This is a genomic window from Asticcacaulis taihuensis, from assembly GCF_900100255.1.
Taxonomy (GTDB): Bacteria; Pseudomonadota; Alphaproteobacteria; order Caulobacterales; family Caulobacteraceae; genus Asticcacaulis; species Asticcacaulis taihuensis.
In genome coordinates this window covers 119,390-145,436 of record NZ_FMTS01000008.1, presented here as the reverse complement: position 1 = coordinate 145,436, position 26,047 = coordinate 119,390, and the positions used below count along the sequence as shown (strand labels likewise).

38 protein-coding genes are annotated in these 26,047 nt (G+C 59.7%); 35 read left to right on the top strand and 3 right to left on the bottom strand.

The window, feature by feature from the left end; all coding sequences use genetic code 11:
- A partial coding sequence (locus BLO49_RS16695) for an EF-Tu C-terminal domain-related protein (RefSeq protein WP_245679073.1) occupies positions 1-689 on the top strand: 689 nt, incomplete at its 5' end.
- A gap of 174 nt (positions 690-863) precedes the next feature.
- Here the strand turns inward: BLO49_RS16695 and BLO49_RS16690 are convergent.
- Together BLO49_RS16690 and relB are read right to left on the bottom strand one after the other, a co-directional pair.
- Positions 864-1,130, bottom strand: coding sequence for a type II toxin-antitoxin system RelE family toxin (locus BLO49_RS16690; RefSeq protein ID WP_090650585.1), 267 nt, complete (start codon positions 1,128-1,130; stop codon positions 864-866).
- Complete coding sequence (gene relB, locus BLO49_RS16685) at positions 1,114-1,341, bottom strand: type II toxin-antitoxin system RelB family antitoxin (protein ID WP_090650583.1); 228 nt, start codon at positions 1,339-1,341, stop codon at positions 1,114-1,116. Before relB ends, BLO49_RS16690 begins: the two co-directional genes overlap by 17 nt.
- A gap of 235 nt (positions 1,342-1,576) precedes the next feature.
- Here relB and BLO49_RS16680 point away from each other — a divergent pair, with 235 nt between their 5' ends.
- The 33 genes from BLO49_RS16680 (at position 1,577) to BLO49_RS16525 (ending at position 23,024) form a co-directional block, all read left to right on the top strand.
- Positions 1,577-2,218 carry a glutathione S-transferase family protein gene (locus tag BLO49_RS16680; protein WP_090650582.1) on the top strand — a complete coding sequence of 214 codons (642 nt, stop codon included), beginning with the start codon at positions 1,577-1,579 and terminating at the stop codon, positions 2,216-2,218.
- An 82-nt stretch (positions 2,219-2,300) separates the two neighbouring features.
- Positions 2,301-3,467: a GNAT family N-acetyltransferase gene (locus BLO49_RS16675; protein ID WP_090650580.1), complete on the top strand. Its 1,167-nt coding sequence runs from the start codon at positions 2,301-2,303 to the stop codon at positions 3,465-3,467.
- A 394-nt stretch (positions 3,468-3,861) separates the two neighbouring features.
- The gene (gene rpsJ, locus BLO49_RS16670; RefSeq protein ID WP_006273890.1) at positions 3,862-4,170 is read left to right on the top strand and encodes a 30S ribosomal protein S10; all 309 of its coding nucleotides are present in this window, start codon (positions 3,862-3,864) and stop codon (positions 4,168-4,170) included.
- A gap of 11 nt (positions 4,171-4,181) precedes the next feature.
- On the top strand, positions 4,182-4,925 hold the full coding sequence (rplC, locus tag BLO49_RS16665; RefSeq protein WP_090650578.1) for a 50S ribosomal protein L3: 744 nt from the start codon (positions 4,182-4,184) through the stop codon (positions 4,923-4,925).
- A 2-nt stretch (positions 4,926-4,927) separates the two neighbouring features.
- Positions 4,928-5,560 carry a 50S ribosomal protein L4 gene (rplD, locus tag BLO49_RS16660; RefSeq protein ID WP_090650577.1) on the top strand — a complete coding sequence of 211 codons (633 nt, stop codon included), beginning with the start codon at positions 4,928-4,930 and terminating at the stop codon, positions 5,558-5,560.
- A gap of 5 nt (positions 5,561-5,565) precedes the next feature.
- Positions 5,566-5,862, top strand: coding sequence for a 50S ribosomal protein L23 (locus tag BLO49_RS16655; RefSeq protein WP_090650576.1), 297 nt, complete (start codon positions 5,566-5,568; stop codon positions 5,860-5,862).
- Between the two features lie 16 nt (positions 5,863-5,878).
- Positions 5,879-6,715, top strand: coding sequence for a 50S ribosomal protein L2 (gene rplB / locus BLO49_RS16650; protein ID WP_090650574.1), 837 nt, complete (start codon positions 5,879-5,881; stop codon positions 6,713-6,715).
- 2 nt (positions 6,716-6,717) lie between these two features.
- Complete coding sequence (rpsS, locus tag BLO49_RS16645) at positions 6,718-6,996, top strand: 30S ribosomal protein S19 (RefSeq protein WP_090650572.1); 279 nt, start codon at positions 6,718-6,720, stop codon at positions 6,994-6,996.
- Positions 6,997-6,999: 3 nt separating this feature from the next.
- Entirely contained in the window at positions 7,000-7,392 is a 393-nt protein-coding gene (gene rplV / locus BLO49_RS16640) for a 50S ribosomal protein L22 (RefSeq protein WP_090650571.1), read from the top strand.
- Positions 7,392-8,147 carry a 30S ribosomal protein S3 gene (gene rpsC, locus BLO49_RS16635; RefSeq protein ID WP_090650570.1) on the top strand — a complete coding sequence of 252 codons (756 nt, stop codon included), beginning with the start codon at positions 7,392-7,394 and terminating at the stop codon, positions 8,145-8,147. The genes rplV and rpsC overlap by 1 nt, the downstream gene beginning before the upstream one ends.
- Before the next feature lie 5 nt (positions 8,148-8,152).
- Complete coding sequence (gene rplP, locus BLO49_RS16630) at positions 8,153-8,587, top strand: 50S ribosomal protein L16 (RefSeq protein ID WP_018083969.1); 435 nt, start codon at positions 8,153-8,155, stop codon at positions 8,585-8,587.
- Between the two features lie 5 nt (positions 8,588-8,592).
- Complete coding sequence (gene rpmC, locus BLO49_RS16625) at positions 8,593-8,799, top strand: 50S ribosomal protein L29 (protein ID WP_023459518.1); 207 nt, start codon at positions 8,593-8,595, stop codon at positions 8,797-8,799.
- Positions 8,800-8,812: 13 nt separating this feature from the next.
- Positions 8,813-9,052, top strand: a complete 240-nt coding sequence (gene rpsQ / locus BLO49_RS16620; RefSeq protein ID WP_090650568.1) for a 30S ribosomal protein S17 — start codon at positions 8,813-8,815, stop codon at positions 9,050-9,052.
- A gap of 17 nt (positions 9,053-9,069) precedes the next feature.
- Positions 9,070-9,438 carry a 50S ribosomal protein L14 gene (rplN, locus tag BLO49_RS16615; RefSeq protein ID WP_006273901.1) on the top strand — a complete coding sequence of 123 codons (369 nt, stop codon included), beginning with the start codon at positions 9,070-9,072 and terminating at the stop codon, positions 9,436-9,438.
- Between the two features lie 2 nt (positions 9,439-9,440).
- A complete protein-coding gene (gene rplX / locus BLO49_RS16610) occupies positions 9,441-9,764 on the top strand; it encodes a 50S ribosomal protein L24 (RefSeq protein ID WP_090650566.1) in 324 nt (107 codons plus the stop codon).
- Complete coding sequence (rplE, locus tag BLO49_RS16605; protein WP_090650564.1) at positions 9,757-10,311, top strand: 50S ribosomal protein L5; 555 nt, start codon at positions 9,757-9,759, stop codon at positions 10,309-10,311. The genes rplX and rplE overlap by 8 nt, the downstream gene beginning before the upstream one ends.
- A gap of 18 nt (positions 10,312-10,329) precedes the next feature.
- The gene (gene rpsN / locus BLO49_RS16600; RefSeq protein ID WP_090650563.1) at positions 10,330-10,635 is read left to right on the top strand and encodes a 30S ribosomal protein S14; all 306 of its coding nucleotides are present in this window, start codon (positions 10,330-10,332) and stop codon (positions 10,633-10,635) included.
- 15 nt (positions 10,636-10,650) lie between these two features.
- On the top strand, positions 10,651-11,049 hold the full coding sequence (gene rpsH / locus BLO49_RS16595) for a 30S ribosomal protein S8 (protein ID WP_090650561.1): 399 nt from the start codon (positions 10,651-10,653) through the stop codon (positions 11,047-11,049).
- 44 nt (positions 11,050-11,093) lie between these two features.
- A complete protein-coding gene (gene rplF, locus BLO49_RS16590) occupies positions 11,094-11,627 on the top strand; it encodes a 50S ribosomal protein L6 (protein ID WP_090650559.1) in 534 nt (177 codons plus the stop codon).
- Between the two features lie 3 nt (positions 11,628-11,630).
- Positions 11,631-11,984, top strand: a complete 354-nt coding sequence (gene rplR, locus BLO49_RS16585) for a 50S ribosomal protein L18 (protein WP_090650558.1) — start codon at positions 11,631-11,633, stop codon at positions 11,982-11,984.
- A gap of 11 nt (positions 11,985-11,995) precedes the next feature.
- Positions 11,996-12,565 (top strand): 30S ribosomal protein S5, encoded by a 570-nt coding sequence (gene rpsE / locus BLO49_RS16580; protein WP_090650556.1) that lies wholly within the window; start codon positions 11,996-11,998, stop codon positions 12,563-12,565.
- Positions 12,566-12,568: 3 nt separating this feature from the next.
- Positions 12,569-12,772 carry a 50S ribosomal protein L30 gene (gene rpmD / locus BLO49_RS16575; protein WP_090650555.1) on the top strand — a complete coding sequence of 68 codons (204 nt, stop codon included), beginning with the start codon at positions 12,569-12,571 and terminating at the stop codon, positions 12,770-12,772.
- A gap of 132 nt (positions 12,773-12,904) precedes the next feature.
- Positions 12,905-13,435, top strand: a complete 531-nt coding sequence (gene rplO / locus BLO49_RS16570) for a 50S ribosomal protein L15 (protein WP_090650553.1) — start codon at positions 12,905-12,907, stop codon at positions 13,433-13,435.
- A gap of 157 nt (positions 13,436-13,592) precedes the next feature.
- Complete coding sequence (gene secY, locus BLO49_RS16565; protein ID WP_090650552.1) at positions 13,593-14,978, top strand: preprotein translocase subunit SecY; 1,386 nt, start codon at positions 13,593-13,595, stop codon at positions 14,976-14,978.
- Positions 14,975-15,535, top strand: coding sequence for an adenylate kinase (locus BLO49_RS16560; protein ID WP_090650550.1), 561 nt, complete (start codon positions 14,975-14,977; stop codon positions 15,533-15,535). Before secY ends, BLO49_RS16560 begins: the two co-directional genes overlap by 4 nt.
- Before the next feature lie 311 nt (positions 15,536-15,846).
- Positions 15,847-16,215, top strand: a complete 369-nt coding sequence (gene rpsM, locus BLO49_RS16555; protein ID WP_090650549.1) for a 30S ribosomal protein S13 — start codon at positions 15,847-15,849, stop codon at positions 16,213-16,215.
- Positions 16,216-16,228: 13 nt separating this feature from the next.
- Positions 16,229-16,618 (top strand): 30S ribosomal protein S11, encoded by a 390-nt coding sequence (rpsK, locus tag BLO49_RS16550; protein WP_023459532.1) that lies wholly within the window; start codon positions 16,229-16,231, stop codon positions 16,616-16,618.
- A gap of 73 nt (positions 16,619-16,691) precedes the next feature.
- Entirely contained in the window at positions 16,692-17,708 is a 1,017-nt protein-coding gene (locus tag BLO49_RS16545) for a DNA-directed RNA polymerase subunit alpha (RefSeq protein ID WP_090650547.1), read from the top strand.
- A 240-nt stretch (positions 17,709-17,948) separates the two neighbouring features.
- Positions 17,949-18,365, top strand: a complete 417-nt coding sequence (rplQ, locus tag BLO49_RS16540) for a 50S ribosomal protein L17 (protein WP_090650546.1) — start codon at positions 17,949-17,951, stop codon at positions 18,363-18,365.
- Positions 18,366-18,636: 271 nt separating this feature from the next.
- Entirely contained in the window at positions 18,637-18,783 is a 147-nt protein-coding gene (locus BLO49_RS18460) for a hypothetical protein (RefSeq protein ID WP_170828376.1), read from the top strand.
- A 103-nt stretch (positions 18,784-18,886) separates the two neighbouring features.
- Positions 18,887-20,140, top strand: a complete 1,254-nt coding sequence (locus tag BLO49_RS16535; RefSeq protein ID WP_090650544.1) for an alkaline phosphatase family protein — start codon at positions 18,887-18,889, stop codon at positions 20,138-20,140.
- 80 nt (positions 20,141-20,220) lie between these two features.
- Positions 20,221-21,525 carry a TCR/Tet family MFS transporter gene (locus BLO49_RS16530; protein WP_090650542.1) on the top strand — a complete coding sequence of 435 codons (1,305 nt, stop codon included), beginning with the start codon at positions 20,221-20,223 and terminating at the stop codon, positions 21,523-21,525.
- Between the two features lie 74 nt (positions 21,526-21,599).
- A complete protein-coding gene (locus BLO49_RS16525) occupies positions 21,600-23,024 on the top strand; it encodes a Do family serine endopeptidase (protein ID WP_090650541.1) in 1,425 nt (474 codons plus the stop codon).
- 6 nt (positions 23,025-23,030) lie between these two features.
- On the opposite strand, the gene BLO49_RS16520 is transcribed toward BLO49_RS16525, so the two are convergent.
- Entirely contained in the window at positions 23,031-23,639 is a 609-nt protein-coding gene (locus tag BLO49_RS16520) for an alpha/beta family hydrolase (protein WP_090650539.1), read from the bottom strand.
- Between the two features lie 154 nt (positions 23,640-23,793).
- On the opposite strand from BLO49_RS16520, the gene BLO49_RS16515 reads away from it, so the two are divergent.
- Positions 23,794-25,749, top strand: a complete 1,956-nt coding sequence (locus tag BLO49_RS16515) for a M61 family metallopeptidase (protein ID WP_090650538.1) — start codon at positions 23,794-23,796, stop codon at positions 25,747-25,749.
- Positions 25,750-26,047 lie beyond the last annotated feature (298 nt).

Below are 26,047 nucleotides of genomic sequence, written 5' to 3'. Positions count from 1 at the left end.
TCCCCATCACCAAGGGTTCGGCCAAGGCCGCGACCGACGGCGTCAACCCGGAAATCGGCGAACAGTCGATCCTGGCCCTGATGAAGACGGTCGACGAATACATCCCGCAGCCGGAACGCCCGATCGACCAGCCCTTCCTGATGCCGGTCGAAGACGTGTTCTCGATCTCGGGCCGTGGTACGGTTGTGACCGGCCGCGTCGAGCGCGGTATCGTGAAGGTCGGTGAAGAAGTCGAAATCGTCGGCATCCGTCCGGTCCAGAAGACGACCTGCACGGGCGTTGAAATGTTCCGCAAGCTGCTGGATCAAGGTCAGGCCGGTGACAACGTCGGCGTTCTGCTGCGCGGCACCAAGCGTGAAGACGTTGAACGCGGCCAGGTTCTGTGCAAGCCGGGTTCGATCACCCCGCACACCAAGTTCGTGGCCGAAGCCTATATCCTGACCAAGGAAGAAGGCGGCCGTCACACCCCGTTCTTCACCAACTACCGTCCGCAGTTCTACTTCCGTACGACCGACGTGACCGGCATCGTGAAGCTGAAGGAAGGCGTGGAAATGATCATGCCGGGCGACAACGCCGAGCTGGACGTCGAGTTGATCACCCCGATCGCCATGGAAGAGAAGCTGCGCTTCGCTATCCGTGAAGGCGGCCGTACCGTTGGCGCCGGCGTCGTCTCCAAGATCGTCGAGTAAGTATTGAAGGCGAGGGGGCCCAAGTTACGTTTCTTGGCCCCTCGACCCCGATACATTCAAGCGAGACTTGATATAATAAAAAATCCTCCGGCTTTTGGCCGGGGGATTTTTTATTATCCAGGTTTTCCCTGAACTGTTCCGGGATCAAAGGGCCTGTGGCCCTTTGCGTTCAACTTACCTGTAAATGTCTTTACGATTGCCAATTTCAACCACCAGCACGCACATCTCATTATCCTGAATATCGCAAATGACGCGGTAATCGCCAACACGGTAACGCCAGAAATTGCCAAGTGGACCTGTAAGCGCCTTGCCGGTTTGCCGCGGATCGTCGGCAACGGCCACGCGTTCATCCATGAAATGGAGAATGCGGCGCGCAATCTGTCGGTCTATCTTCTTGAGCTGCTTGCGGGCCGTATCGGTGTACTTAATCGTCCAGGCCAAGATCGCGTCTCACATCCGCTGTCGAATGAACGGTTTCCTCGCCTTTGCGTACCCGTTCACGGGTGGAAGATGCCAGATAGTAATCTTCCATATCCTCAAGACCGCGTGCCACCAGTTCACGCAGGTAAAAGGCCTTGGTGCGGCCGGTCTGCGCGGCCAGTTGATTAAGGCGTTCCTCAGTGGCAGAATCGAGGCGAATTGACGTGCTCATGATGATGTCCAGTTTGACTACATGTAGTCATTGTATCACAAGTGTTGATATGTTTCATGCCTTTTGTTTGACAGCACCTCATCAGGCGCTCATCATGTAGATGAGAGGTTGCAGGCTTTAACAACATGCGGATAGTCATCATTCTGATCGGCGCGCTTCTGTGTACGGCCTGTGCCAATATGTATGGCGGGGTGGGCGTCAGCAATATGTCGCCGCAACATCAGGGGGCAGTGCGATGATCCTGATTGGCCAGTATGATTCCCCCTATGTGCGGCGCGTCGGTATTGCCCTTACGCTCTATGGCCATACGTTCGAGCATCGCCCGTGGTCGACCTTCGGTGATGGCGACAAGATCGAACCGTTCAATCCGCTGCGACGCGTACCGACCCTGGTGCTCGGGAATGGCGAGATCATTCTTGAAAGCGCCTATGCGCTTGACTGGCTGGACGAGCAGGCGCGGGCCGCCGACGACATCGTTCCGCTGATGGCCGCATCGGGGCCGGAACGACAGAAGGCGCTTTACTATATCGCCTTGACGACCGGCTTTTCCGACAAGGCCATTGCGCTGTTTTACGAACAGGTTTTGCACAAGGAAAAGTCGCCGGTCTGGCTGGAGCGCTGCAATACGCAGATCAGCGCGGTTCTGAATGTGCTGGAGAAGATCCGTGCGAGCGCAAAAAGCCAATGGCTGCTGGGCGGTGATATGACTCACGCCGATATCGCCCTGGCGTGCAGCCTGCGCCACGCCCGTGAGGCGCATCCGGTGATCGATTTCAGCCAATGGCCGGCTCTGGCTTTCCATAGCGCACAATGCGAACGGATGGAGGTCTTCAGGCATATTTCTCAGCCTTTCATCGGGCCGAAAACAGAGGATTAACGCCGCGCTAACCGTGCCGTTTAGGGCGGTATAAACCCTGTCGTGGTAGCTTCCCGGCTCAAAGTCATGTCTGTGAGGCCTCATGTCCCCGAAACCCCTGCGTCATGTCAGTGCCCTGAACCGCATCGAAATCCTTCATGTGAAAGACTTGACCGAACGGGATGTGAGCCTTTGGACGACCTGGCGCGATCTGCGCCCGGAACTGGTGGGGCCCTATTTTGATGTCCGTTATGTTCAGGCGATCGGTGCCGTTGTGCCGGGTGCGCGGGTTGCCAGGCTTTATACCGAGGGGCGGATCGGAGGCTATTTTGCGTACCAGGTCCGCGCCGGCGTTTTACAGCCGCTCGGCGCACCGCTCAGCGACTATCATACCCTGATCGCTGCACCGGGTTTCACGCCGGACCTTAATCTGTTGCTCAGAGCGACCGGTGCGAAGCGCATCGACTTCCAGGGCTGGGTAGGGCCGATGGAGCCGGCCGCTCATACAGCCGTGCTGAACCGCCGCGCCGCCCTGACGCCGGATGGCTTCGATGCCTGGTATGAACAGCAGGACCATGAGCATCACAAGTTCTTCAAGAATGTCGGTCGATGTGAGCGCAACATCGTCAAGGATTTCGGTGGCTTTACTTTCACCTGGGAACGCGTGACTTCGGAGGTCATGGACTGGATCATCGGCCTAAAGCGTGACCAGTACAAAAAGACCGGCCTGCACGATATCTTCGATTGTGGCTGGACGCGCGACCTGCTGGCCAGTCTGGCCAGCCTGCCGGATGAAGATTACGGCCTGCGTGCCGGTGTCTTCCGTCATGGGGGCAAGCTGGTGGCGGCTGAGATCAGCCTGGTGGACCGCACCAGTGTCCATCTGTGGTTCCCGGCCTATGATCCGGCCTATTACCGCTATACGGTCGGCATTGTCCTGACCATGGCGATCATCCGGTATCTGTCACCGCTTGGCTATACCAGTTTCGATTTCGGCACGGGCGGCGAGGACTACAAGTCGCCGATGACGGTTTCGGGGGGCGAATGCCAGGAAGGCAGTCTGCAATATGCGCCGGCGCTGGGCAGCCGTATGGTGGACGCCGCCGTGGCCCTGCTGCCAGCGCGCCCGAAACTGGAGCAGGCGCGTCTTTCCTTGCGTCGCCGTGTCAATGTCATCCGCTCCACCGAGGTCAGTCTCGGGGGGTGGAGCCGGGCACTCATGGCGATGGGCCAGCGCGCTGTCATGCGACTGAAGCCGGCAAAGGGTTAATTCGTCGCCCCCCGTGCCAATATAAGGTCGCCGATCTGATGATCGGCGCAGGATAATTGCGCGTGAGCGTGAAAATAATCCTCGTCGCTTATTTTTCTTCGCTTTGCACTAATTGCCGCTTGACGAAGCCGAGTCGTTTCGGCATAAGCGCCACTCTGTTAGATCGGCTGTGGCGTCTGAAGGATGCCAAACGCGGTCTGCAAGCATAAACCAACCCGGTTGGCGGCCCTTTCTAAAGGGAATTGACCGGTTTGATCAACGGCCCGCGCGGGTAAAACCGCGAGGGCTTTGTTTTTGCGGATAATGCGTTCGTGCTCACGTTTGTGGGGGCGAGTTGGTCTTTGAAATGGTTCACTGGACGCGTTAAACGCACCTCTTTGGGAATACGAGCGATATGGATCGTCAAAATATCCGCATCCGCCTGAAGGCCTTCGATCACCGCGTCCTGGATCATTCCACACGCGAGATCGTCAATACGGCCAAGCGCACGGGTGCTACCGTCCGGGGACCGATCCCCTTGCCCACGCTGATCGAGCGTTTCACCGTCAACCGTTCGCCGCACGTCGACAAGAAGTCGCGCGAGCAGTTCGAAATCCGCACGCACAAGCGTGTCCTCGATATCGTCGATCCGACCCCGCAGACTGTGGACGCGCTCATGAAGCTCGACCTGTCGGCTGGTGTCGACGTCGAAATCAAAATCTAAGGGCGCGGACAATGAGCCAGACTCAAAGAACAGGCCTTATCGCCAAGAAACTCGGCATGACCCGCTACTTCGATGAAGCCGGTGTTCATGTGCCCGTGACCGTGCTGTCGCTCGACGGCTGTCAGGTCGTTGCCCAGCGCACCAAGGACAAGGACGGCTATGTCGCCCTTCAGCTTGGCGCCGGTACGCGCAAGGCCAAGAATGTTTCCAATCCGGAGCGTGTCCGTTTCGCCAAGGCTCAGGTTGAGCCCAAGGCTTATCTGACCGAATTCCGCGTGTCGGAAGATGCCCTCGTCGAGGTTGGCGCCGAGCTTTCGGCCGATCACTTCGCTGCCGGCCAGAAGGTCGACATCCAGGGCACGACTATCGGTAAGGGTTTTGCCGGCGCCATGAAGCGCTGGAACTTTGGCGGTATGCGCGCCACTCACGGTGTTTCGGTCTCCCACCGTGCCCACGGTTCGACGGGTAACCGTCAGGACCCGGGCCGCACCTTCCCCGGCAAGAAGATGGCCGGTCATCTGGGTGTTGAAACCGTCACCACGCTGAACCTCGAAATCGCGCGTATCGACGCCGAACGTGGCCTGGTTTTCATCCGTGGCGCCGTCCCGGGTGCGGAAGGCTCCTACGTCAAGATCCGCGACGCTGTTAAGAAGGCGGCTCCGGCCGGCCTGCCGTTCCCGGCTGGCATCAAGAAGGCGGCTGCTGCCGCTGTTGAGGCTGCTCCGGAAGCTCCGGCTGAAGAAGGGGCTGAATAATCATGAAACTCGACGTTATCAAGCTTGACGCCTCCAAGGCTGGCTCGGTGGATGTCTCCGATCTCGTGTTCGGGATCGAGGAAATCCGTTCGGACATCCTGTCGCGCGTCGTTAACTGGCAGTTGGCCAAGCGCCGCGCCGGTACGCACAAGGTGCAGACCCGCAACGAGAATTCTCGCACGGGTAAGAAGATGTACAAGCAAAAGGGCTCCGGCGGCGCTCGTCACGGTTCGCGCCGTGCCCCGCAATTCGTCGGCGGTTCGCGCGCCTTCGGTCCGGTCGTTCGCTCCCATGCGTTCGATCTGCCCAAGAAGGTCCGTGCCCTTGGCCTGCGTCATGCCCTGTCGTCCAAGATCAAGTCCGGCTCGCTGATCGTTCTCGATCAGGCCGTGGTCGAAACCCCGAAGACGCAATCTCTTCTGGCTTCCTTCGAGAAGCTGGGCCTGAAGAACGCTCTGTTCATCACCGGCACCGAGGTTGACGCAAACTTCGCTCTCGCTTCGCGCAACATCCCCAATATCGACGTCCTGCCGACGGCTGGCCTCAATGTCTATGACATTCTGCGCCGCCATACGCTGGTTCTGACGAAGTCGGCGGTTGAAGCCATCGAAGCCCGCTTCGCTGGGGAGGCCTAAGAGTTATGGCTGCTACCATTCGTAATTTCGACGTTCTTCTGTCGCCGCACATCACCGAAAAAGCCACCCTGCTTTCCGAGCAGAACAAGGTCGTTTTCAAGATCGCGCTCGACGCTTCGAAGGACGAAGTCGCTTCCGCCGTTGAAGCCATCTATAACGTCAAGGTCACCAAGGTGAACACCATTGTCACCAAGGGCAAGACCAAGCGTTTCAAGGGCATCAAGGGTCGTCGCAACGACGTCAAAAAAGCCATCGTGACCCTGGCCGAAGGCCAGACGATCGACATCACAACCGGTCTGTAAGGGAAGGGCACAGAAAATGGCTTTGAAGCAATTTAATCCGACTTCGCCCGGCCGTCGTAGCCTGGTTCTCGTCGACAAGTCTGAGCTCTATAAGGGCAAGCCGCAAAAGGCTCTGACCGAAGGTCTGACCAAGTCGGGCGGCCGCGGTGCGCAAGGTCGCGTCGCTGTCCGTTTCCGTGGCGGCGGCGCCAAGCGCCTGTATCGCATCGTCGATTTCAAGCGTCGCAAGTTCGACGTACCGGCGACGGTCGATCACCTGGAATACGATCCGAACCGTACCGCGTTCATCGCGCTGATCACCTATGCCGACGGCGAAAAGGCCTATATCCTGGCCCCGCAGCGTCTGAAGGCCGGTGATACGGTCATCGCGTCCGAAAAGGTCGACGTGAAGCCGGGCAATGCCGCCCCGCTGCGCAGCCTGCCGATCGGCACGATCATCCACAACGTGGAACTGAAGCCCCTGAAGGGCGGCCAGCTGGCTCGCTCCGCCGGTGCCTATGCTCAGCTCGTCGGCCGTGATGCCGGCTACGCTCAGATCCGTCTGGGCTCGGGCGAACTGCGCATGGTGCTCGATAGCTGCATGGCCACGGTTGGTGCGGTGTCGAACCAGGACCACATGAACCAAAGCCTCGGCAAGGCCGGCCGCACCCGTCACATGGGCTTCCGTCCGCACGTTCGCGGCGTGGCCATGAACCCGGTCGACCACCCGCACGGTGGTGGTGAAGGCAAGACCTCCGGTGGCCGTAACCCTGTGACCCCGTGGGGCGTTCCCACCAAGGGCCGCAAGACTCGTACCAACAAGGCGACGGACAAGTACATCATCCGTTCGCGTCACGTTAAGAAGGCTCGCTAATTATGGCACGCTCCGTATGGAAAGGCCCCTTCGTCGACGGCCACCTTCTCAAGAAGGCGGAAGCTGCGGTGAGCAGCGGTCGCAAAGAGGTCATCAAGACCTGGTCGCGTCGTTCGACCATCATGCCGCAATTCGTGGGTATCACGTTCGGCGTTTATAACGGTCAGAAGCACGTTCCCGTGCTCGTGTCGGAAGACATGGTCGGCATGAAGTTCGGCGAGTTCTCGCCCACGCGCAACTTCCCCGGCCACGCCGCCGACAAGAAGGCGAAGAAGAGGTAAGTTATGTCCCAGACAAAGAATCCTCGTCGCGTTAACGCCAATGAAGCCCGCGTGAAGCTGGTGTCGGTCCGGATCAGCCCGCAAAAGCTGAACCTGGTCGCCGCCTCGATCCGCGGCCTCAAGGTGCAGCGCGCGCTCAACGAGCTGGAATTTTCGCGCAAGCGTATCGCCAAGGACGTCCGCAAGGCGCTCTATTCGGCGATTTCGAACGCCGAAAACAACCACAACCTCGACATCGACAACCTGATCGTTGCCGAATCCTACGTCGGCAAGGGCATTGTCATGAAGCGCTTCGCTTCGCGTGCCCGTGGCCGTTCGTCGCGCATCATGAAGCCATTCTCGGAACTGACCATCGTGGTCCGTGAACTCGGCGCCGAATCTCAAGAGGCTGCATAATGGGTCAGAAAGCTAATCCGATCGGCTTGCGCCTCGGCGTCAACCGCACCTGGGACTCGCGCTGGTTTGCCGCGCGCCAGGAATACGCCAAGCTCCTTCATCAGGACCTGAAGATCCGTAAGGTTCTGAAGGAAAAGCTGAATGCCGCCGGTGTGTCGCGCATCATCATCGAGCGCCCGCACAAGAAGTGCCGCATCACCATCTACGCCGCCCGTCCGGGCGTCGTGATCGGCAAGAAGGGCCAGGACATCGACAAGCTGCGCAAGGACGTTTCCGTCCTGACCGAAGGCGAAGTCTTCCTGAACCTGGTCGAAGTCCGCAAGCCGGAAGTCGATGCGCAACTGGTTGCTGAGTCTATCGCCCAGCAGCTCGAACGCCGCGTGGCCTTCCGCCGCGCCATGAAGCGTTCGATCCAGTCCGCCATGCGTCTCGGCGCCAAGGGCATCCGCATGAACCTGTCGGGTCGTCTCGGCGGTGCGGAAATCGCCCGTATGGAATGGTATCGTGAAGGCCGCGTGCCTTTGCACACCCTGCGTGCCGACATCGACATGGGCTTCGCCGAAGCTCTGACCACCTACGGTATCATTGGTATCAAGGTGTGGATCTTCAAGGGCGAAGTTCTTGAGCATGATCCGATGGCCCAGGACAAGCGTTGGGCGAACGAGGCTTCCGGCCCGTCGTCGAGCGAGCGTCCCGAGCGTGGCGAACGTACCAACCGCGGCCCGCGCCGTGATCGCAACAACAAGGAGGCGTAACTCCCATGATGCTTCCCAAGCGTACAAAGTACCGTAAGGCCTTCAAGGGCCGTATCCACGGTAACGCCAAGGGTGGTTATACCCTGAACTTTGGTTCGTATGGTCTGAAGACCGTCGAGCCGGAGCGTCTGACCGCCCGCCAGATCGAAGCCGCCCGCCGGGCCATCACGCGTCAAATGAAGCGTCAGGGCCGCGTGTGGATCCGTATCTTCCCCGACCTGCCCGTCACCGGCAAGCCTGCCGAAGTCCGTATGGGTAAGGGCAAGGGCGCCGTCGACCATTGGGCCGCTCGCGTGGCTCCGGGTCGCATCCTGTTTGAAATCGACGGCGTGCCGGACGACATCGCGCGTGAAGCGCTCCGTCTCGGCGCTGCCAAGCTGCCGGTATCCACCCGCGTCGTTACCCGTATCGACGCCGGCGTGGCCATGGCCGCGGAGTAGGACCTATGACCAAGATTGCCGATCTGCGGACCAAGACCGCCGACCAACTTCAGGAGCAGCTCCTGGACCTGAAGAAGGAGCAGTTCAACCTGCGCTTCCAGAAGGCCACGGGCCAGTTCGAAAAGACTCACCGCGTCAGCGAAATCCGCAAGGACATCGCCCGCATCAAGACCCTGCTGACGGCCCAGAAGGCCGGCGGCAAAGTCGCCTAAAGGAAAGAAGACCATGCCCAAGCGCATTCTTGAAGGTCTGGTTGTCTCCGACAAGGGCGACAAGACCGTGGTTGTGAAAGTGGAACGTACGGTTCTGCACCCCGTCCTGAAAAAGACGGTGCGTGTGTCCAAGCGTTATCATGCTCATGACGAAGCTAATGATTTCAAGGCCGGCGAAAAGATTCGTATTATCGAATGTGCGCCCAAGTCGAAGCTGAAAACGTGGGAAGTTCTCCCGCGCGAAGCCAACTAACTAGGAAAGTTTGAACCATGATTCAGATGCAAACTAACCTGGAAGTGGCCGATAATTCCGGCGCACGTCGGGTCATGTGCATCAAGGTGCTGGGCGGCTCGAAGCGCCGCTACGCCTCGGTGGGTGACCTGATCGTCGTGTCGGTCAAGGAAGCCATTCCGCGCGGTCGCGTCAAGAAGGGCGACGTTCTGCGCGCCATCGTCGTTCGCACCTCGAAGGACATCCAGCGCAAGGACGGTTCGGTGATCCGTTTTGACACCAACGCCGCCGTCATCGTCAACAAGTCGAGCGAGCCGATCGGCACGCGTATCTTCGGGCCTGTGCCGCGTGAACTGCGCGCCAAGAACCACATGAAGATCATCTCGCTGGCTCCGGAGGTTATTTAACTATGGCTGCCAAGATCAAGAAGGGCGACAGCGTTGTCGTCCTGACCGGCAAGGACAAGGGCCGCAAGGGCACCGTCGCCAAGGTCGTGACCAAGGATGGCCAGGCCGAGCGCGTCGTCGTCTCGGGCCTGAACATGGTCCAGCGCCACACCCGTCCGTCGCAGGGCAACCCGCAAGGCGGCATCATCAACAAGGAAGCGTCGATCCACGTTTCCAACGTGTCCCACGTTGACTCGAACGGCAAGCCGACCCGCGTCGGTTTCAAGGTTGAGGGCGACAAGAAGGTCCGCGTTGCCAAGACGACGGGAGAAGTCATCAATGGCTGATAAGTACATCCCCCGCGTCAAGCAGGTTTACCTGGATACCATCCGGGACGCCCTGAAGGCCGAGTTCGGCTATACCAACGAAATGCAGGTTCCCAAGCTCGACAAGATCGTCGTGAACATGGGTATCGGTGAAGCGACCGCCGACTCCAAGAAGGTGAAGAGCGCCATCAAGGATCTGGAAGCGATCACCGGCCAGAAGGCCGCCGAGACGCGCGCCCGCAAGTCCATCGCCGGCTTCAAGCTGCGTGAAGGCATGGTGGTCGGCGCCAAGGTGACCCTGCGCAAGGATCGTATGTACGAATTCCTCGATCGCCTGATCACTATCGCCCTGCCGCGCGTGAAGGACTTCCGTGGTCTGAACGGCAACAGCTTCGACGGCCGTGGTAACTATGCCATGGGCCTCAAGGAACACATCGTGTTCCCGGAGATCAACTATGACCAGATCGATCAGATGTGGGGCATGGATATCGTTGTCTGCACCACGGCGCCGACCGACAAGGAAGCCAAGGCGCTTCTGAAGCACTTCCAATTCCCGTTCACGTCCTGAGGCGGGTAGAGAGATAACATGGCAAAGAAAAGCGCTGTAAACCGCAACGAGATGGTCAAGAAGCTGGTGGCTCAATACGCCGCCAAGCGCGAAGCCCTCAAGGCGACCGCTAACGATGAAAGCCTGCCCCTGGAAGAGCGCTTCGCCGCGCGTCTTGCCCTGGCCAAGCTGCCCCGTAACTCGAACGCGACCCGCATTCGCAACCGCTGCGAAGTCACCGGCCGTCCGCGTGCCTACTATCGCAAGCTCCACATGAGCCGGATCGCGCTCCGTAAACTGGCCAATGAAGGCCAGATTCCGGGCATGACCAAGGCTAGCTGGTAAGGGAGGACCAAGAATATGTTCGTTAATGATCCTCTGAGCGATATGATCGCCCGCATCAAGAACGCCGCCATGCGCAAGCGTTCCAAGGTGCTCACCCCGGCCTCCAAGCTGCGCGCCCACGTACTCGATGTCCTGAAGGACGAAGGCTACATCCGCGGCTACGAAGTCCTGGAAGTTCCGGGTGAATTCCCGCAGTTCGAAATCGAACTGAAGTATTTCGACGGCGCGCCGGTCATCGCGGAAATTTCCCGCGTGTCCAAGCCCGGTCGTCGTGTCTATTCGTCGATCAAGGACCTGAAGCCGGTAAAGAACGGCCTGGGTATCTCGATCCTGTCGACGCCGAAGGGCGTCATGTCTGACAACAACGCCCGCGAAAACAACGTGGGTGGTGAAGTTCTCTGCCGCGTCTATTAATTTAGACACGGCCGAGGACACTTAAGGCATTAGAAGGTTTTAAAATGTCCCGGATTGGTAAAAAAGCCATCACAGTCCCGGCCGGCGTGACCATCACGCTGAACGGGCAAGACATTTCGGTGAAGGGCCCCAAGGGCGTCCAGAGCTGGACTGTCGTAGAAGAAATCGAAGTCAAACAGGAAGGCGCCAGCCTTTCCGTCGCCCCGCGCGGTGAAACCGCTCGTCACAAGGCGATGTGGGGCCTGTCGCGCACCCTGATCGCCAACATGGTGAAGGGCGTGACCGAAGGCTTCGAGCAAACGCTTGAAATGGTCGGCGTCGGTTACCGCGCCGCCATGCAAGGCCAGAAGCTGGAGCTCTCGCTCGGCTTCTCGCACCCGGTCGTCATCGATCCGCCCGCCGGCATCACCTTTGCGGTGCCCAAGCAGACGGAAGTGAAGATTCAGGGCATCGACAAGCAACTGGTCGGTGAACTGGCTGCCAAGATCCGCAAGATTCGTCCCCCTGAGCCTTATAAGGGCAAGGGCGTCAAATATGCCGGCGAAAAGGTTCGCCGCAAGGAAGGCAAGAAGAAGTAAGTCATGGCTCTGTCTCCTCGTGAACAATTGGCTCGTCGCGCGCAACGCAATCGTACGCGCCTGAAGTCGCTCTCCAACGGTCGCCCGCGTTTGTCGGTCTTCCGTTCGGACAAGAACATCTACGCCCAGGTCATTGATGACCAGAGCGGCGTCACCATCGTGGCTGCGTCTTCGCTGGAAGGCGACAAGAAGCAGGGCTCGAATGCTGCCGCCGCTTCGGAAGTCGGCAAGCTGGTCGCTCAACGCGCAATCGAAAAAGGCGTCAAGGACGTCGTGTTCGATCGCGGTGGCTACATCTATCACGGTCGGGTGAAGGCGCTGGCGGAAGCCGCGCGTGAAGCCGGTCTCAACTTCTAAGGGAATCGTTCATGGCCCGTCCTAGCGAAAACCGCTCCCGCGACCGCAACGAAGAACCTTCGGAATTCGTTGAAAAGCTGGTTGCTATCAACCGCGTCGCCGCCACCGTCAAGGGTGGTCGCCGCTTCTCGTTTGCTGCCCTGATGGTCGTTGGCGACCAAAAGGGTCGCGTCGGCTACGGCCATGGCAAGGCACGCGAAGTGCCGGAAGCCATCCGCAAGGCGACCGAAGAAGCCAAGAAGTCCCTGATCCGCGTGCCCCTGCGCGAATCCCGCACCCTGCACCACGACGGTTACGGCCGTTGGGGCGCCGGCAAGATCCAGATGCGCGCGGCCCCTCCGGGCACTGGCGTCATCGCGGGTGGTCCGATGCGTGCGGTTCTCGAAACCCTGGGTATCTCGGACGTCGTCGCCAAGAGCCTGGGTTCCTCGAATCCCTACAACATGGTGCGCGCCACGTTTGAAGCGCTGAAGGTGCAGTCTTCGCCCCGTCAGATCGCCTCGAAGCGCGGCAAGAAGGTCGGCGATCTTCTGAAGTCGCGTGCCGATGGCGCTTCGTCGCCTGAATCTCTGGAGGGTTAATCCATGGCCAAGGCACCGACCAAGACCGAAGCTAAGACCGTCACGGTCAAGCAAACCGGGTCTCCGATCCGCCGCACAAAGGACCAGCGCGCTACGCTCGCCGGTCTGGGCCTGAACAAGATGGGCCGTGTTTCCACTCTGGAAGACACCCCTTCGGTTCGCGGCATGATCGCCAAGGTCCACCACATGGTGACCATCGTCGAATAAGACACCAGGCCCGCGAATTCCGGTTCGCGGGCTTGCTTATTTTAGAAGCGTGCTGTAACAGGCGCGCTTCATGTTTTTTACATAGCCGAGTTGGTCGCAAGACCAGCGCAATATCATCGAAAGGCAAATCAGATGACCAAGTTGAACGAACTCCACGACAATCCCGGCTCGACCAAGGGCCGTATGCGCGTCGGCCGCGGCCCCGGTTCGGGCAAGGGCAAGACCGCCGGTCGCGGCGTCAAGGGCCAGAAGTCGCGTTCGGGCGTCTCGCTGCTGGGCTTCGAAGGCGGCCAGATGCCGCTGTACATGCGTATGCCGAAGCGCGGTTTCAACAATCCGTTCGCCCTCAAGCTGGCCGAAGTCAACCTGTGGCGCCTGCAGGACGCAATCGACGCCGGCAAGCTGGACGCCAAGGCTGATGTCGATGCCGCCGCCCTGATCGCCGCCGGCGTCATCCGTCGTGAACTCGATGGCGTGCGTCTCCTCGGCGAAGGCGAATTGAAGGCCAAGCTTAACCTGAAGGTCTGGTCCGCTTCGGCCGGCGCCATCAAGGCTGTCGAAGCCGCCGGCGGTTCCGTCGCCCAGGCGCGTATCGAAAACGAAGCCAAGCTGGCCGCCCGCCTGGAAAAGATCGCCGCTGCCAAGGCCGCCCGCAGGGGCTAAGCCGCAAGCCGGTATCATGCGCATTTGACGTTTCAATATGCGTACCCCATATGGGTTGGATTGGGTGAGGGCGTGGTCTGCGAATCGCGTATAAACCCAGTCTGCCCTTTGGGGATGATCACAGGGGCGCTGGCGCCCGCGCGAATTTGAGGACCTAATGGCTTCTGCTGCTGAACAACTTGCCGCCAATATGAATTTCGGCGCCTTTTCCAAGGCGACCGATCTTCACAAGCGTCTGCTTTTTACGCTTGGCGCCCTGATCGTTTACCGTCTCGGCACCTATGTGCCGCTGCCGGGCATCAACATGGCCGAATTCACCAGGGCCTTCTCCGGCCAGTCGAACGGCATTTTCGGCATGATGAACATGTTCGCCGGCGGCGCCGTGCAGCGCATGGCTGTGTTCGCGCTGAACCTGATGCCCTATATTTCCGCCTCGATCATTATCCAGTTGATGGGCTCCGTCTATGCGCCGTGGGAAAAGCTGCGCAAGGAAGGCGGGGAGGCCGGCCGCAAGCAGCTCAACCAGTATACCCGTTACCTGACGGTGGTTCTGGCCCTGATCCAATCGTTCGGCATCTCGGCGGCCATGCAGTCTTCTGGCCTGGTTTTGCAACCGGGTATTTTCTTCATCATTTCCTCGATGGCCACCCTGACCGGCGGTACGCTATTCCTGATGTGGCTGGGTGAGCAGATCACCTCGCGCGGTATCGGCAACGGCTCGTCGATGATCATTTTCGCGGGTATCGTGGCGGTGCTGCCGTCGACCGTCGGGCGCCTGCTATCCATGGGCTCGACCGGCGACATCAATCCCGCCATGCTGATCCTCATCATGGCCGTTCTCGTCGCTACCATCGTTTTCATCGTCTTCATGGAACGCTCGCAGCGCCGCCTGCTGGTGCAGTATCCCAAGCGTCAGGTAGGCAACCGCATCATGGGCGGTGAGTCGTCCTTCATGCCGCTTAAGGTCAATACGGCCGGCGTCATTCCGCCGATCTTTGCGTCGTCTCTGCTGCTGATGCCGACCTCGATCCTGACCTTTGTCGGTCAGAACCCGGACAAGATCCCGAGCTGGCTGCAATGGCTGCCCTCGATCAGCACTCAACTGACGCACGGCCACCCGGTCTTCATGATCCTCTACGCGATCATGATCATCTTCTTCACCTTCCTTTATACCTCGCTGGTCTTCAATCCGGACGAGACGGCGGAAAACCTGCGCAAATATGGTGGCTTCCTGCCAGGCATCCGTCCGGGCAAGCGCACCGCGGAATATCTCGATTTCGTCCTGACGCGCATCACGGTGCTCGGTGCGGCCTATATCACCATCGTCTGCCTGCTGCCGGAACTGCTGATCGCCCAGATGGGCAACAGCTTCTATTTTGGCGGCACCTCGATCCTGATCGTCGTGACTGTGACCATGGATACGGTTGCGCAGATACAGTCGCATCTGCTGGCCCACCAGTATGACGGCCTGATCAAGAAGTCCAAAATGAAGACCGGCAGCAAGGGCGCTGCGACCGGCACCCGTGGAAGGATCGGCCGATGAATATCATCCTGTTTGGACCCCCAGCGGCGGGCAAGGGTACACAGGCAAAGCGTCTGGTTACGACACGGGGCATGGTACAGCTCTCGACGGGTGACATGCTGCGGGCAGCCATAAAGGCCGAAAGCGAACTGGGGCTGAAGGTCAAGGATATCCTGGCGACGGGTGGCCTGGTCTCGGATGAGCTCGTCATCGACCTGATCAAGGAAAACCTGCCGGCCGCGGAAGCCGCTGGTGGCGCCATTTTTGACGGCTTCCCGCGCACGGTGGCGCAGGCTGAAGCGCTTGATGCCATGCTCGGTGAGCGTGGCGCGAAGATCGACAAGGTGGTCCGCCTGAAGGTGGATGAGGCGGCCCTGGTGACGCGCATTGAAAAGCGCTTTGCCGAAGAAAGTCGCTCGGACGATAACCCTGAAGCCTACAAGGTACGCCTAGCCGCCTATAACGCCCAGACCGCGCCGCTGCTGCCCTACTACGCGGCGCAGGGCAAGCTTTTTGAGGTTGACGGCATGGGCGCGGTAGATGAGGTCGCGGCCCATATCGACAGCGCGCTGGCTTAAACCATTCGCCTGAAGTCGTGAAAGCGAAGCCGGGCAGGGACAATTTGTCCGTATACGACCGATGAGAAGCACCTTTCGGTGCGGATCATCTCAGTAAACTTAAAAAAGCATTACTAAATAAATTTTGGCTTGCTTTTTTAAAACTAAACCATTGACGGAAGCTAAAACCCTTCTATAAGGGCAACTTCCGCGAAATCACGCGTATGGACCACGGCTGAAGGTCAAATCTTAGCCGTGTGGCATACGTGTCATCTTTCGTTTCAAGAAATGCGTCCCGATAGCATGGGGGCGCGTTGCAGGAGATACCTCAAGTGGCCCGTATCGCAGGCGTCAATATACCGACCAATAAGCGCGTCGTCATCGCGCTCCAATATATCCATGGCATCGGCGCGCATAACGCCGAGGAAATCGTCAAGAAGGTCGGCATCGAAGATAGCCGCCGCGTCAACCAGCTTTCGGATGCCGAAGTGCTGCAGATCCGCGAAACCATCGACCGCGATTACACGGTCGAAGGCGACCTGCGCCGTGAAGTCTCGATGAACATCAAGCGCCTGATGGACCTGGCCTGCTACCGCGGCCTGCGTCACCGTAAGGGCCTTCCTGTGCGCGGTCAGCGTACGCACACCAATGCGCGCACGCGCAAAGGCCCGGCGAAGCCCATCGCCGGCAAGAAGAAGTAAGGATAGCTGACCCATGGCTAAAGAACCTTCACGCGTTAAAAAGCGCGAACGCAAGAACATCACCTCGGGTGTGGCTCACGTCAACGCCTCGTTCAACAACACCATGATCACGATCACCGACGCGCAGGGCAATGCTGTGTCGTGGTCGTCGGCCGGCGCCATGGGCTTCAAGGGTTCGCGTAAGAGCACCCCTTACGCCGCCCAGGTGGCTGCCGAAGACGCTGGCAAGAAGGCCATCGAGCACGGCGTCAAGACGCTGGAAGTCAGCGTCGCCGGTCCGGGCTCCGGTCGTGAATCGGCTCTGCGCGCCCTGCAGGCCGTCGGCTTCACCATCACCACCATCCGTGATGTGACGCCGATCCCGCACAACGGCTGCCGTCCGCCGAAGCGTCGTCGCGTTTAATTTTATTTTCCCTATTTTTTCAGTCGCTCTGCCTGATCCGGCAGGGCGACCTTTCCTGTCTTGAGGGACGTAAATGATCGAAAGAAACTGGCAACAGCTTATTCGTCCCGAGAAGCCACAAGTCGAAGCGGGTTCCGACCCTTCGCGCAAGATGCGTCTTGTCGCGGAGCCTCTGGAGCGCGGTTTCGGCGTGACCCTCGGTAACGCGCTGCGTCGCGTACTCCTCTCCTCGCTGCAAGGCGCGGCTGTCACCTCCGTCCAGATCGACGGCGTGGTGCACGAATTCTCCTCCATCGAAGGCGTCCGCGAAGACGTCGTCGACATCATCCTGAACATCAAGCAACTGGCGTTGCGTATGCACGCCGAAGGTCCGAAGCGCATGGTTCTGCGCGCCTCGGGCGCTGGTCCGGTGACGGCCGGCCAGATCGATGTCCCGGCTGATATCGAAGTCCTCAACCCCGACCACGTCATCTGCACGCTGGACGAGGGCGCTTCCGTGCGCATGGAATTCACCATCCAGAACGGCAAGGGTTACGTCCCGGCCGACCGCCTGCGTCCGGAAGACGCGCCGATCGGCCTGATCGCCGTCGACGCCCTCTATTCGCCGGTCAAGAAGGTGGCTTACAAGGTCGAGCCGACCCGTCAGGGCCAGTCGCTCGATTACGACAAGCTGATCCTCGAAGTCGAAACCAATGCCGCTGTCACGCCGGTTGACGCTGTCGCTTTCGCGGCGCGCATCCTGCAAGACCAGCTTCAGATCTTCATCACCTTTGAAGAGCCGAAGGCGCCGGTCGTTGAAGAAGGCAAGCCTGAACTGCCGTTCAACCCGGCCCTGCTCAAGAAGGTCGACGAACTGGAACTCAGCGTCCGTTCGGCGAACTGCCTGAAGAACGACAACATCGTCTATATCGGCGACCTGATCCTGAAGACGGAATCCGAAATGCTGCGCACGCCGAACTTCGGCCGCAAGTCGCTGAACGAGATCAAGGAAGTCCTGGCTTCCATGAACCTCTCGCTCGGCATGGATATCCCGAACTGGCCGCCGGAAAACGTCGAAGACCTGGCCAAGAAATTCGAAGACCAGATCTAAGACTTTTGATATTATGGGTGAGCCCGGATGAGCGATCATCCGGGTTTCCTATTTATAGGAACTGTTTTTTCGGTTCCGACTTGCCGCGAAAGACCAGAACCTTGTCGCGGTAATTTCCATCCTTTCCGGATGGACGTCTGAAACGGGCAGGGGCCGTCGGCCTCGCGACCTTTGTTTTCAGGCTCGTTTTTGGGGCCGCGCTGAGCCAGAAGCGCCACGCGGTCTTATGGAGAATATCTCATGCGTCACGGCTCCGGCTATCGCAAACTCGGTCGCACTACCTCGCACCGTATCGCCATGTTCGCCAACATGGCCGCCTCGCTCATCAAGCACGAGCAGATCGTCACCACCCTGCCGAAGGCCAAGGAACTGCGTCCCTTCGTCGAAAAGCTGGTCACGCTCGCCAAGTCGGGCACCCTGCATGACCGCCGCATCGCCATCTCGCGCGTCCGTGACGTCGCCCAGGTCGGCAAGCTGTTCGAAACGATCGGCCCGCGCTACAAGGATCGCAACGGCGGCTATATCCGCATCATGAAGGCCGGCTTCCGCCACGGCGACAACGCCGCCATGGCCATCATCGAGTTCGTTGACCGCGATGAAGCCGCCAAGGGCCTGGATTCGGGTCCGGTCTTCGAAGTCGCCGGCGACGAAGAATAGAAATGTAACCCCTTACGGCACGTTAGGGCCGGCAAGGGGCAAGCGCCCGCCCGCGATGTTTCGCGGAGCCCCGCAGCGCTTGAGCGCTTAAAAAGCCGTCAGGTTCGTCCTGACGGCTTTTTTAATGTTTTGGTGACAATGGTTAACGAAAGTGTGATCAAACGGCGTAAACCGTTATTTCGCATCTGCGTAATTCTCCGCTAGCGTGCAGCTCGTAGACAAGGCCCTGTGCGCCGCGTCTGCATTCCATCGCATTGCAAGGAGGGTTACCATGATTGACGATCTTGACATCGCCGACCCCGCCGAAGAGACGCTTGACCTGTCTGGCGATATGAACCTCAGCCCGTCTGAAAGTACGGACGAGGCTGACGCTGTTTTTTGTGCCCCCATGCTGGACCGCATTCGCACCAGCGACTGATATAACAGGCTTATATTTGAAGACGCCCTCGGTTTTCACCGGGGGCTTCTTTTTTGTGTCATATGCGCCCCTTAGATAGACCCGGCTTATCCTGGAGTGTGTGATGCTTAAAAGAGGTCTGTCCGTCCTGGCCGCGCTGGCCTGTCTGTCTGTCGCAGCGTGCAGCCATGTGCCCGCCGCGCCGCCTGTGGCCGAAGCGGCGCCGCAAGGGCCGAGGCTGATCCTGATTTCCATCGACGGCTTCCGCGCCGACTACCTCAAGGAGGGCATCACGCCCAACCTTCAGGCCCTGGCCGATGGCGGCGCTTCGGCGGCCATGCGGCCGTCTTTCCCCAGCCTGACTTTTCCCAATCACTACACACTGGTGACTGGTCTGCGGCCCGATCATCATGGCGTCGTCAACAACACCATGCGCGATCCGCAAAAGCCCGGTGTCACCTTCAAGCTGTCTAATAAGGAGGCGGTGGCCGATGAGTTCTGGTGGGACGACGCCAGGCCCTTATGGGTGACCGCGCAGGCGCAAGGCGTGAAGGTCGCCACTCTGTTCTGGCCGGGCTCTGAGGCCGTCAATCACGGTGTGCGTCCGGCCTACTGGCTGCCCTATGACGAGGCCATGCCGGACGAAGCGCGGGTGAAGCAGGTGCTGGACTGGATTGACCTGCCGGCGGCGGATCGCCCCGGCGCCATCACGCTCTATTATTCGCAGGTTGATCACCAGGGCCATGATTTCGGTCCAGGCAGTCCGCAAGTCGATGCGGCGCGGCGCGAGGTCGATACCTCGATTGGCCAACTGGTGAATGGCCTCAAGGCGCGCGGCCTCTATGGCAAGACCAATATCATCATTGTGGCCGATCACGGTATGGCCAAGCACAGACCGGAAACCTTCGTGCGTCTGGCGGATATATTGCCGGAAGATAGCTATGATCTGGTGACCGGCGGGCAGGTGGCGGGGCTCTATGCCAAACCCGGTCATGAGGCCGAGGTCGATCAGGCGCTGATCACGAACAAGCCCGCCCACATGCAGTGCTGGCACAAGGCGAAGATACCGGCGCGCTTCCAATACGGTCATCATCGCCGAGTGCCGGAAATCACCTGCCTGGCGGATGTCGGCGGTTATATTATCGGCCCGTCAACGGACAACTGGATGCCGAAGCCGGAAGGTGGCAGTCATGGCTATGATCCGTCGGCACCGGAAATGCAGGCGCTTTTTATCGCCAATGGCCCGGCGATCCGTCCGGGCGTGAAACTGGCGCCGTTTGATAATGTCGATGTCTATTCGCTGGAAACAAAGCTCCTGGGTATCAAGGGCGAGCAAAACGACGGCAAACTGGGTCCGCTCAAACCGGCGCTCTACTGACAGAAACCGGCAACAGGTCTTGTAACTGGCGGAACGCGGTCATTTCGCGTAATGACAAGCCTCAACCAGAAAGACCGAACATGCCGGAAACGCCCGCTACCCCCCGCAAAGCCGCCGCCGCCTTTATCCTGGTGACGGTCTTTATCGATATGCTGTCGATCGGGGTGATCATCCCGGTCCTGCCGAACCTGATCAAGAGCTTCCTGGGCGGTTCGGTCTCGGAAGCGGGGCTGTGGACCGGTATTTTCGGCGCCGCCTGGGGGCTGGCCCAGTTCCTCTTCACGCCAGTGCAGGGCGGCCTTTCCGATGCCATCGGGCGGCGGCCGGTCGTACTGGCCTCCAACTTCGGCACCGGGGTCGATTTCCTGTTCATGGCGCTGGCGCCGGGCCTGTGGTGGCTGCTGATCGGCCGCATCATCTCCGGCATGACCTCGGCCAGCATCTCGACCGCCTATGCCTATATGAGCGATGTCACGCCGCCGGAAAAGCGTGCCGGCGTCTACGGCCTGATGGGCGCGGCTTTCGGTGTCGGTTTTGTTGTCGGGCCAAGCCTTGGCGGCGTGCTGGGCGGTGGCCTGCATTTTAATTTTCTGGGGGACGCAATCCAGTTCAATGGTGACCACCATTACCCCTTCTTTTTTGCCGCGGCCTTAAGCCTGTGCAACTTCCTCTATGGCCTGTTTGTCCTGCCAGAATCGCTGCCAAAGGACAAACGCAAGCCGTTCAGCTTCCATACGGCCAATCCCATCGGCGCCATCAAATTCCTGGCGCGTTCGGCACAGGTGATGCGCCTGTCGCTGATGTACTTCCTGCTGATGTTCGGCCAGAGCGTCTTCCCGACCACCATGGTGCTCTATGCCGGATATCGTTTCGGCTGGGGACCGACCGAGGTGGGGCTGATGCTGGCCGTGGTCGGCATTCTGTCGGCTATTGTGCAGGGCGGCCTGACCGGCGTGATCACCAGGCGAATTGGTGAACGCAAGGCCATGTACATTGGTATCGGGGCCTCGCTGATCGCCTATACCGCCTACGGACTGGCGCCGAACTGGCAGGTTTTTGTCGGCTTTATAGCCATCGGCTGTTTCGGGGGGCTGGCCATGCCCAATATCCAGTCGCTGATGAGCAGCAAGGTCGATCCGAAGGAACAGGGTACCCTGCAGGGCTCGAACATGAGCCTGACCACCATGGGCAATATCGTGGCGCCGCTGATCTTCGGCTATGTCTTGTCCGCGGTAACCCGGCCCGGCGTCGCGGTTGTCTATAGCGGCGCGGCCTTCCTGGTGGCGGCGGTCTGCACCCTGCTGTGCCTGTGGCTGGCCACGGGCGTCAGGCAGTCCCTGGCGGTGGAAAAAGCCTATGGCGGCGAACCTCAGATTGACGGCTAATTGGCGCTGTCAGCCTTGATACTGCCGCAATGATTTTTACATTCAGGTCATCCGGATCATTGAAGGAGCCTGAAATGAAACTGCACGAACCGTTTGCCCTCGCCACTGTAATCATGCTGGCGGCCTGTTCGCCGGGCCACAGCCAGGATGGGCAAAAGTATTCCGGCAGTTTCAACGAGGCCCTGACCCAGCCATCGAAGGTGCCGGACAGCGCCATCGGCATGAAGGCATCGTTTGCGCCGGTGGTCCGCACCGTGGCGCCGGCCGTGGTCAATGTCTATGCCCGCGGCGTGGTGCGCCAGCAGGTTGATCCGTTCTGGCAGATGTTCGGCGCGGTGCCGCGTCAGCAGGTGCAGCAGTCGCTTGGCTCCGGCGTGATCGTGCGCAAGGATGGCATCGTGGTCACCAATAACCACGTCGTCGCCGGCGGCCAGCAGTTCATGGTGGTGCTGAATGACCGCCGCGAATATCCCGCCAAGCTGCTGCTGGCCGATGAGCGCACCGACCTGGCCGTTCTTCAAATAGACTCTAAGGAAAGCTTCCCGACGCTGGAAATGGACGATGACCGCAATCTGGAGGTCGGCGACCTGGTCCTGGCCATCGGCAATCCGTTCGGCATCGGCCAGACCGTGACCAACGGCATTATTTCGGCGCTCAACCGCACCGAGGTCGGCCCCGGCGGCGGCTCCTATATCCAGACCGACGCCGCCATCAATCCCGGTAATTCAGGCGGCGCCCTGGTCGACATGAATGGCCGCCTGATCGGCATCAATTCGATGATTGTGTCCGGTTCGGGTTCCTCGGCCGGTGTTGGCTTTGCCATTCCCTCGGCCCTGGTGCGGCGTGTGGTCGAAAGTGCGGCCGGTGGCGCCACGCACCTGCAACGGCCCTGGCTCGGCGCCAAGGGCGATACGGTCACCAGTGATATCGCCAAGAGCCTGGGTATGGATCGTCCGGAAGGCGTACTGGTGTCGGATATCTATGCCGGCGGGCCGGCGGATCAGGCGGGCCTGAAAACAGGCGATGTCATCCTCAGCATCGATGGCCAGCCGGTCAATGATGCCTCCTCCATGCGCTATCGTATTGACCTCTTGACAGTGGGCCAGATGACCGAGGTGCAGGGCCTGCGCAATGGCAAGCCCTTTGCGATCAAGGTGAAGGCGCAGCCGCCTTCGGCCACGCCGTCGCGCGATGAACGCGTCATTGCCGGCAATAACCCCTTTGCCGGGGCCAAGGTGGTCAATCTGTCGCCGGCGGTGGCTGAAGAGGTGGGGGCTGATCCCTTCGATGCCCCCAGGGGCGTGATGGTCTATTCGATCGATTCCTCGCGCAGCTATGCGGCGGGCATTGGCCTGCGTCCTGGCGATATCATCAAGTCGGTCAATGGTAGGGTCATCAACACCACCGCCGATCTTGACGCCGCCACCAAGACCGGCGCGCGCCGCTGGCAGATCAGCATCATGCGCAACGGTCAGATGATTACGGCGACCTTTAGCTAAGGTGCCTTAACCCGCGCGCTGAACAGGCAGGTCGGGTGTCATATGATTGGCGGCGAACCGGCATATCCGATCCGCAAGCGCATCCCAGCCTTCAGGCGGCAATGTCAGGACATGCGTGCCAGGCACAAATTCAAGCCGTGTACTTTCGGAAAGCGGATAGGTGGGCGCCGTGCAACGGTTTCCGTAATTATCCGCATCGCCTTGCAGGATAAGAGTCGGCACGCGCAGCCGCGTCAAATGATCGACCCTGTCCGGCTCGTGGTCCATTTCCGGATGACGAAACGGATAGCCCAGGCAAACAATGCCGGCGACGAGGGATGGGTCTGTAAAATCAGCGGCCAATCGGGTCATGGCCCTGGCGCCGGACGAGCGACCGACAAGGAAAAGGTTCTGCGTTGGAATGGCTGAAAGCACATGGCGTAGAAAATCGAGGCGCGCAGCCAGATCAACGGGCTGATTTCCCGGTGCAAAACGCTCGATCAAGCTGGCGAAGGTCAGCAGCTTACCCGGCAATCTTTCGCACAGGGCCGTTTCTATATACTGGTCATTCGGATACCGGTCCCCGGACATGAAGAGAAAGGTGGCGGCGGCGAGTTTGGATGTGGTTTCGCGCATGATTTATAATTCGGCGGAACGCTGGACTGTTTGAATTCCGGTTAATAGTGGCCGCGTAGCGTAACCAGAATCTTAATGTGCCGGATCTTTTGTAACCACTTTACAACGACAAACTTGCCGCCAATAGTGCCGCCTGCATTTCGGGAGGCGTATAATGTTGAAAATATCCGGTTTGGCGCTGGTCGTGGCTCTGACGGTGGGTGGGGCAATGGCGCAGGAGCAAGCCTTGCCGATGCCGACGCCGGATACGCCCGCCTTGCCGGTTCCGCAGGATGTCGATTATCCGGGCACAATCCAGTTGCATGTCGATGCCACCGATCTCGACCGCCATATCATCACCATTCACGAGGTCATCCCGGTCTCGGGCGCCGGGCCGCTGGTGCTGCTGCAACCGAAGTGGCTGCCGGGCACCCATTCCCCACGCGACAGCGATGTGACCAAGCTGGCCGGTCTGCATATCACGGCGGTCGGAAAAGAGCTGAAGTGGCGCCGTGATGACGTGGCCACCAACGGTTTCCACGTTGAAGTACCGGCGGGTGTGACCGAGGTCGTGGCCGACTTCCAGTTCCTTTCGCCGGTACAGGAACGCGACGGTCTGATCGTCCATACACGCAACATGATGGACATGCAGTGGGAGAACGAGAGCCTCTATCCCGCCGGCTATTACACACGCCGTATTCCGGTGCAGGTGACCCTGACCCTGCCGCAGGGCTGGGGCTACGGCTCGGCGCTGGAAACGGACAAGCGTGAAGCCGACGTGGTCACCTTCAAGCCGATCTCCTACGACAACCTGATCGATTCGCCGCTGCTGGCCGGGCGCTATTTCAAGCGCTATGACCTCGATCCGGGGTCGAAAGTGCCTGTCTTCCTCGATATCGCCGCCGATGATCCGGCCGATCTCGAAGTGCCCGAAAAGGCCCTGACCATCCAGAAGAACGTGGTGCAGGAGGCCTACAAGCTCTTTGGCGGCCAGCACTATGACCATTATGATATCCTGCTCGCCATCACCTCTGAGATGGGCGGCATCGGCCTGGAGCACCACCGCTCATCGGAAAACGCCGTCGAGCCGGGCTATCTGCGCAATGTCGTCGGCAAGGGCTTCGGCCGCTTTATCCCGCCGCACGAATATACCCATAGCTGGGATGGCAAGTTCCGCCGCCCGGCCGGACAATTTACGCCGACCTTCCAGGAGCCGATGCGTGATGAGCTTTTGTGGGTCTATGAAGGTGGCACGACCTATTGGGGCGAACTGCTGGAAAGCCGCGCCGGGCTCTATAATTTCGACCAGCGTTTGCAGATGATGGCCGCGACCATGGCCAGCTACGATCTGCTGCCGGCGCGTGAATGGCGCGATTTGCAGGATACGACCTTCGATCCGATCATCTCCAACCGCGAGCCGAAGTCCTGGCCCACCTGGCAGCGCTCCGAAGACTATTATGCTGAGGGTGGCCTGATCTGGCTGGATGCCGATACGCTGATCCGCGAAAAGACCGGCGGCAGGAAGTCGCTCGACGATTTCGCCAAAGCCTTCTTCAATGTCCATAACGGCTCGTTCCTGCCGGCGCCCTATACGTTCGATGACGTGGTGGCGTCGCTGAACGCGGTCTATGCCTATGACTGGGCAGGCTTTCTGAAAACGCGCCTGGAACGCACAGGCAAAGGGGCACCACTTGATGGCCTGACCCGCGGCGGTTACAGGCTGGTCTATGACAATACGCCGTCCGACTACATCAGGAGCAATGAGGGCAAGCGCGGCGCCAATTTCGGCTACAGCCTGGGCCTGAGCATCGGCAAGGACGGCACCCTGCGCGATGTGCTGTGGAATGGTCTGGGCTTCAAGGCTGGAATGACGGCGGGCATGAAGGTAGTTGCTGTCAATGATCGTGCCTATGATGGCGACCGCCTGAAGGATCTGGTGATCGCCGCGCACAGGCCCGGCAATACCGACAAGATCAATCTGCTGGTGCAGGATGGGGAGTATTTCAAAACCATTACCTTCGATTATCATGACGGCCTGCGCTATCCGCATCTGGAGCGCATTGCGGGCACGACCGACTGGTTGAAACCCATCTACGGCGCTGAGGATAAACCGGCGAAAAAGGGGAAATAACTGGCGCGAAAGGTTAATGCGCATTAACCTCTTGGGGCGGAGAATCGTCTCTCCGCGCCGGAGGCGAGCGTGTATTTCACAGGTGCAGGACAGGTTGAAACGCGGGCCAGCGCCTATTGGCGCCAGCGCGTGCAGGCGATTGAACCTGTGGCTGGCCAAGCCAGGCGTAATGCCGCTTCCCGATCACGGACGGGGCGAGAAGAGGGGCACGGCCCCGCGCTCTACGTCACGCTTTCGCCTTTAGGACAGGCACAGCTCGAAAATCTGAGGCGGGAACTGGCCGCGCAATGGGCGAATC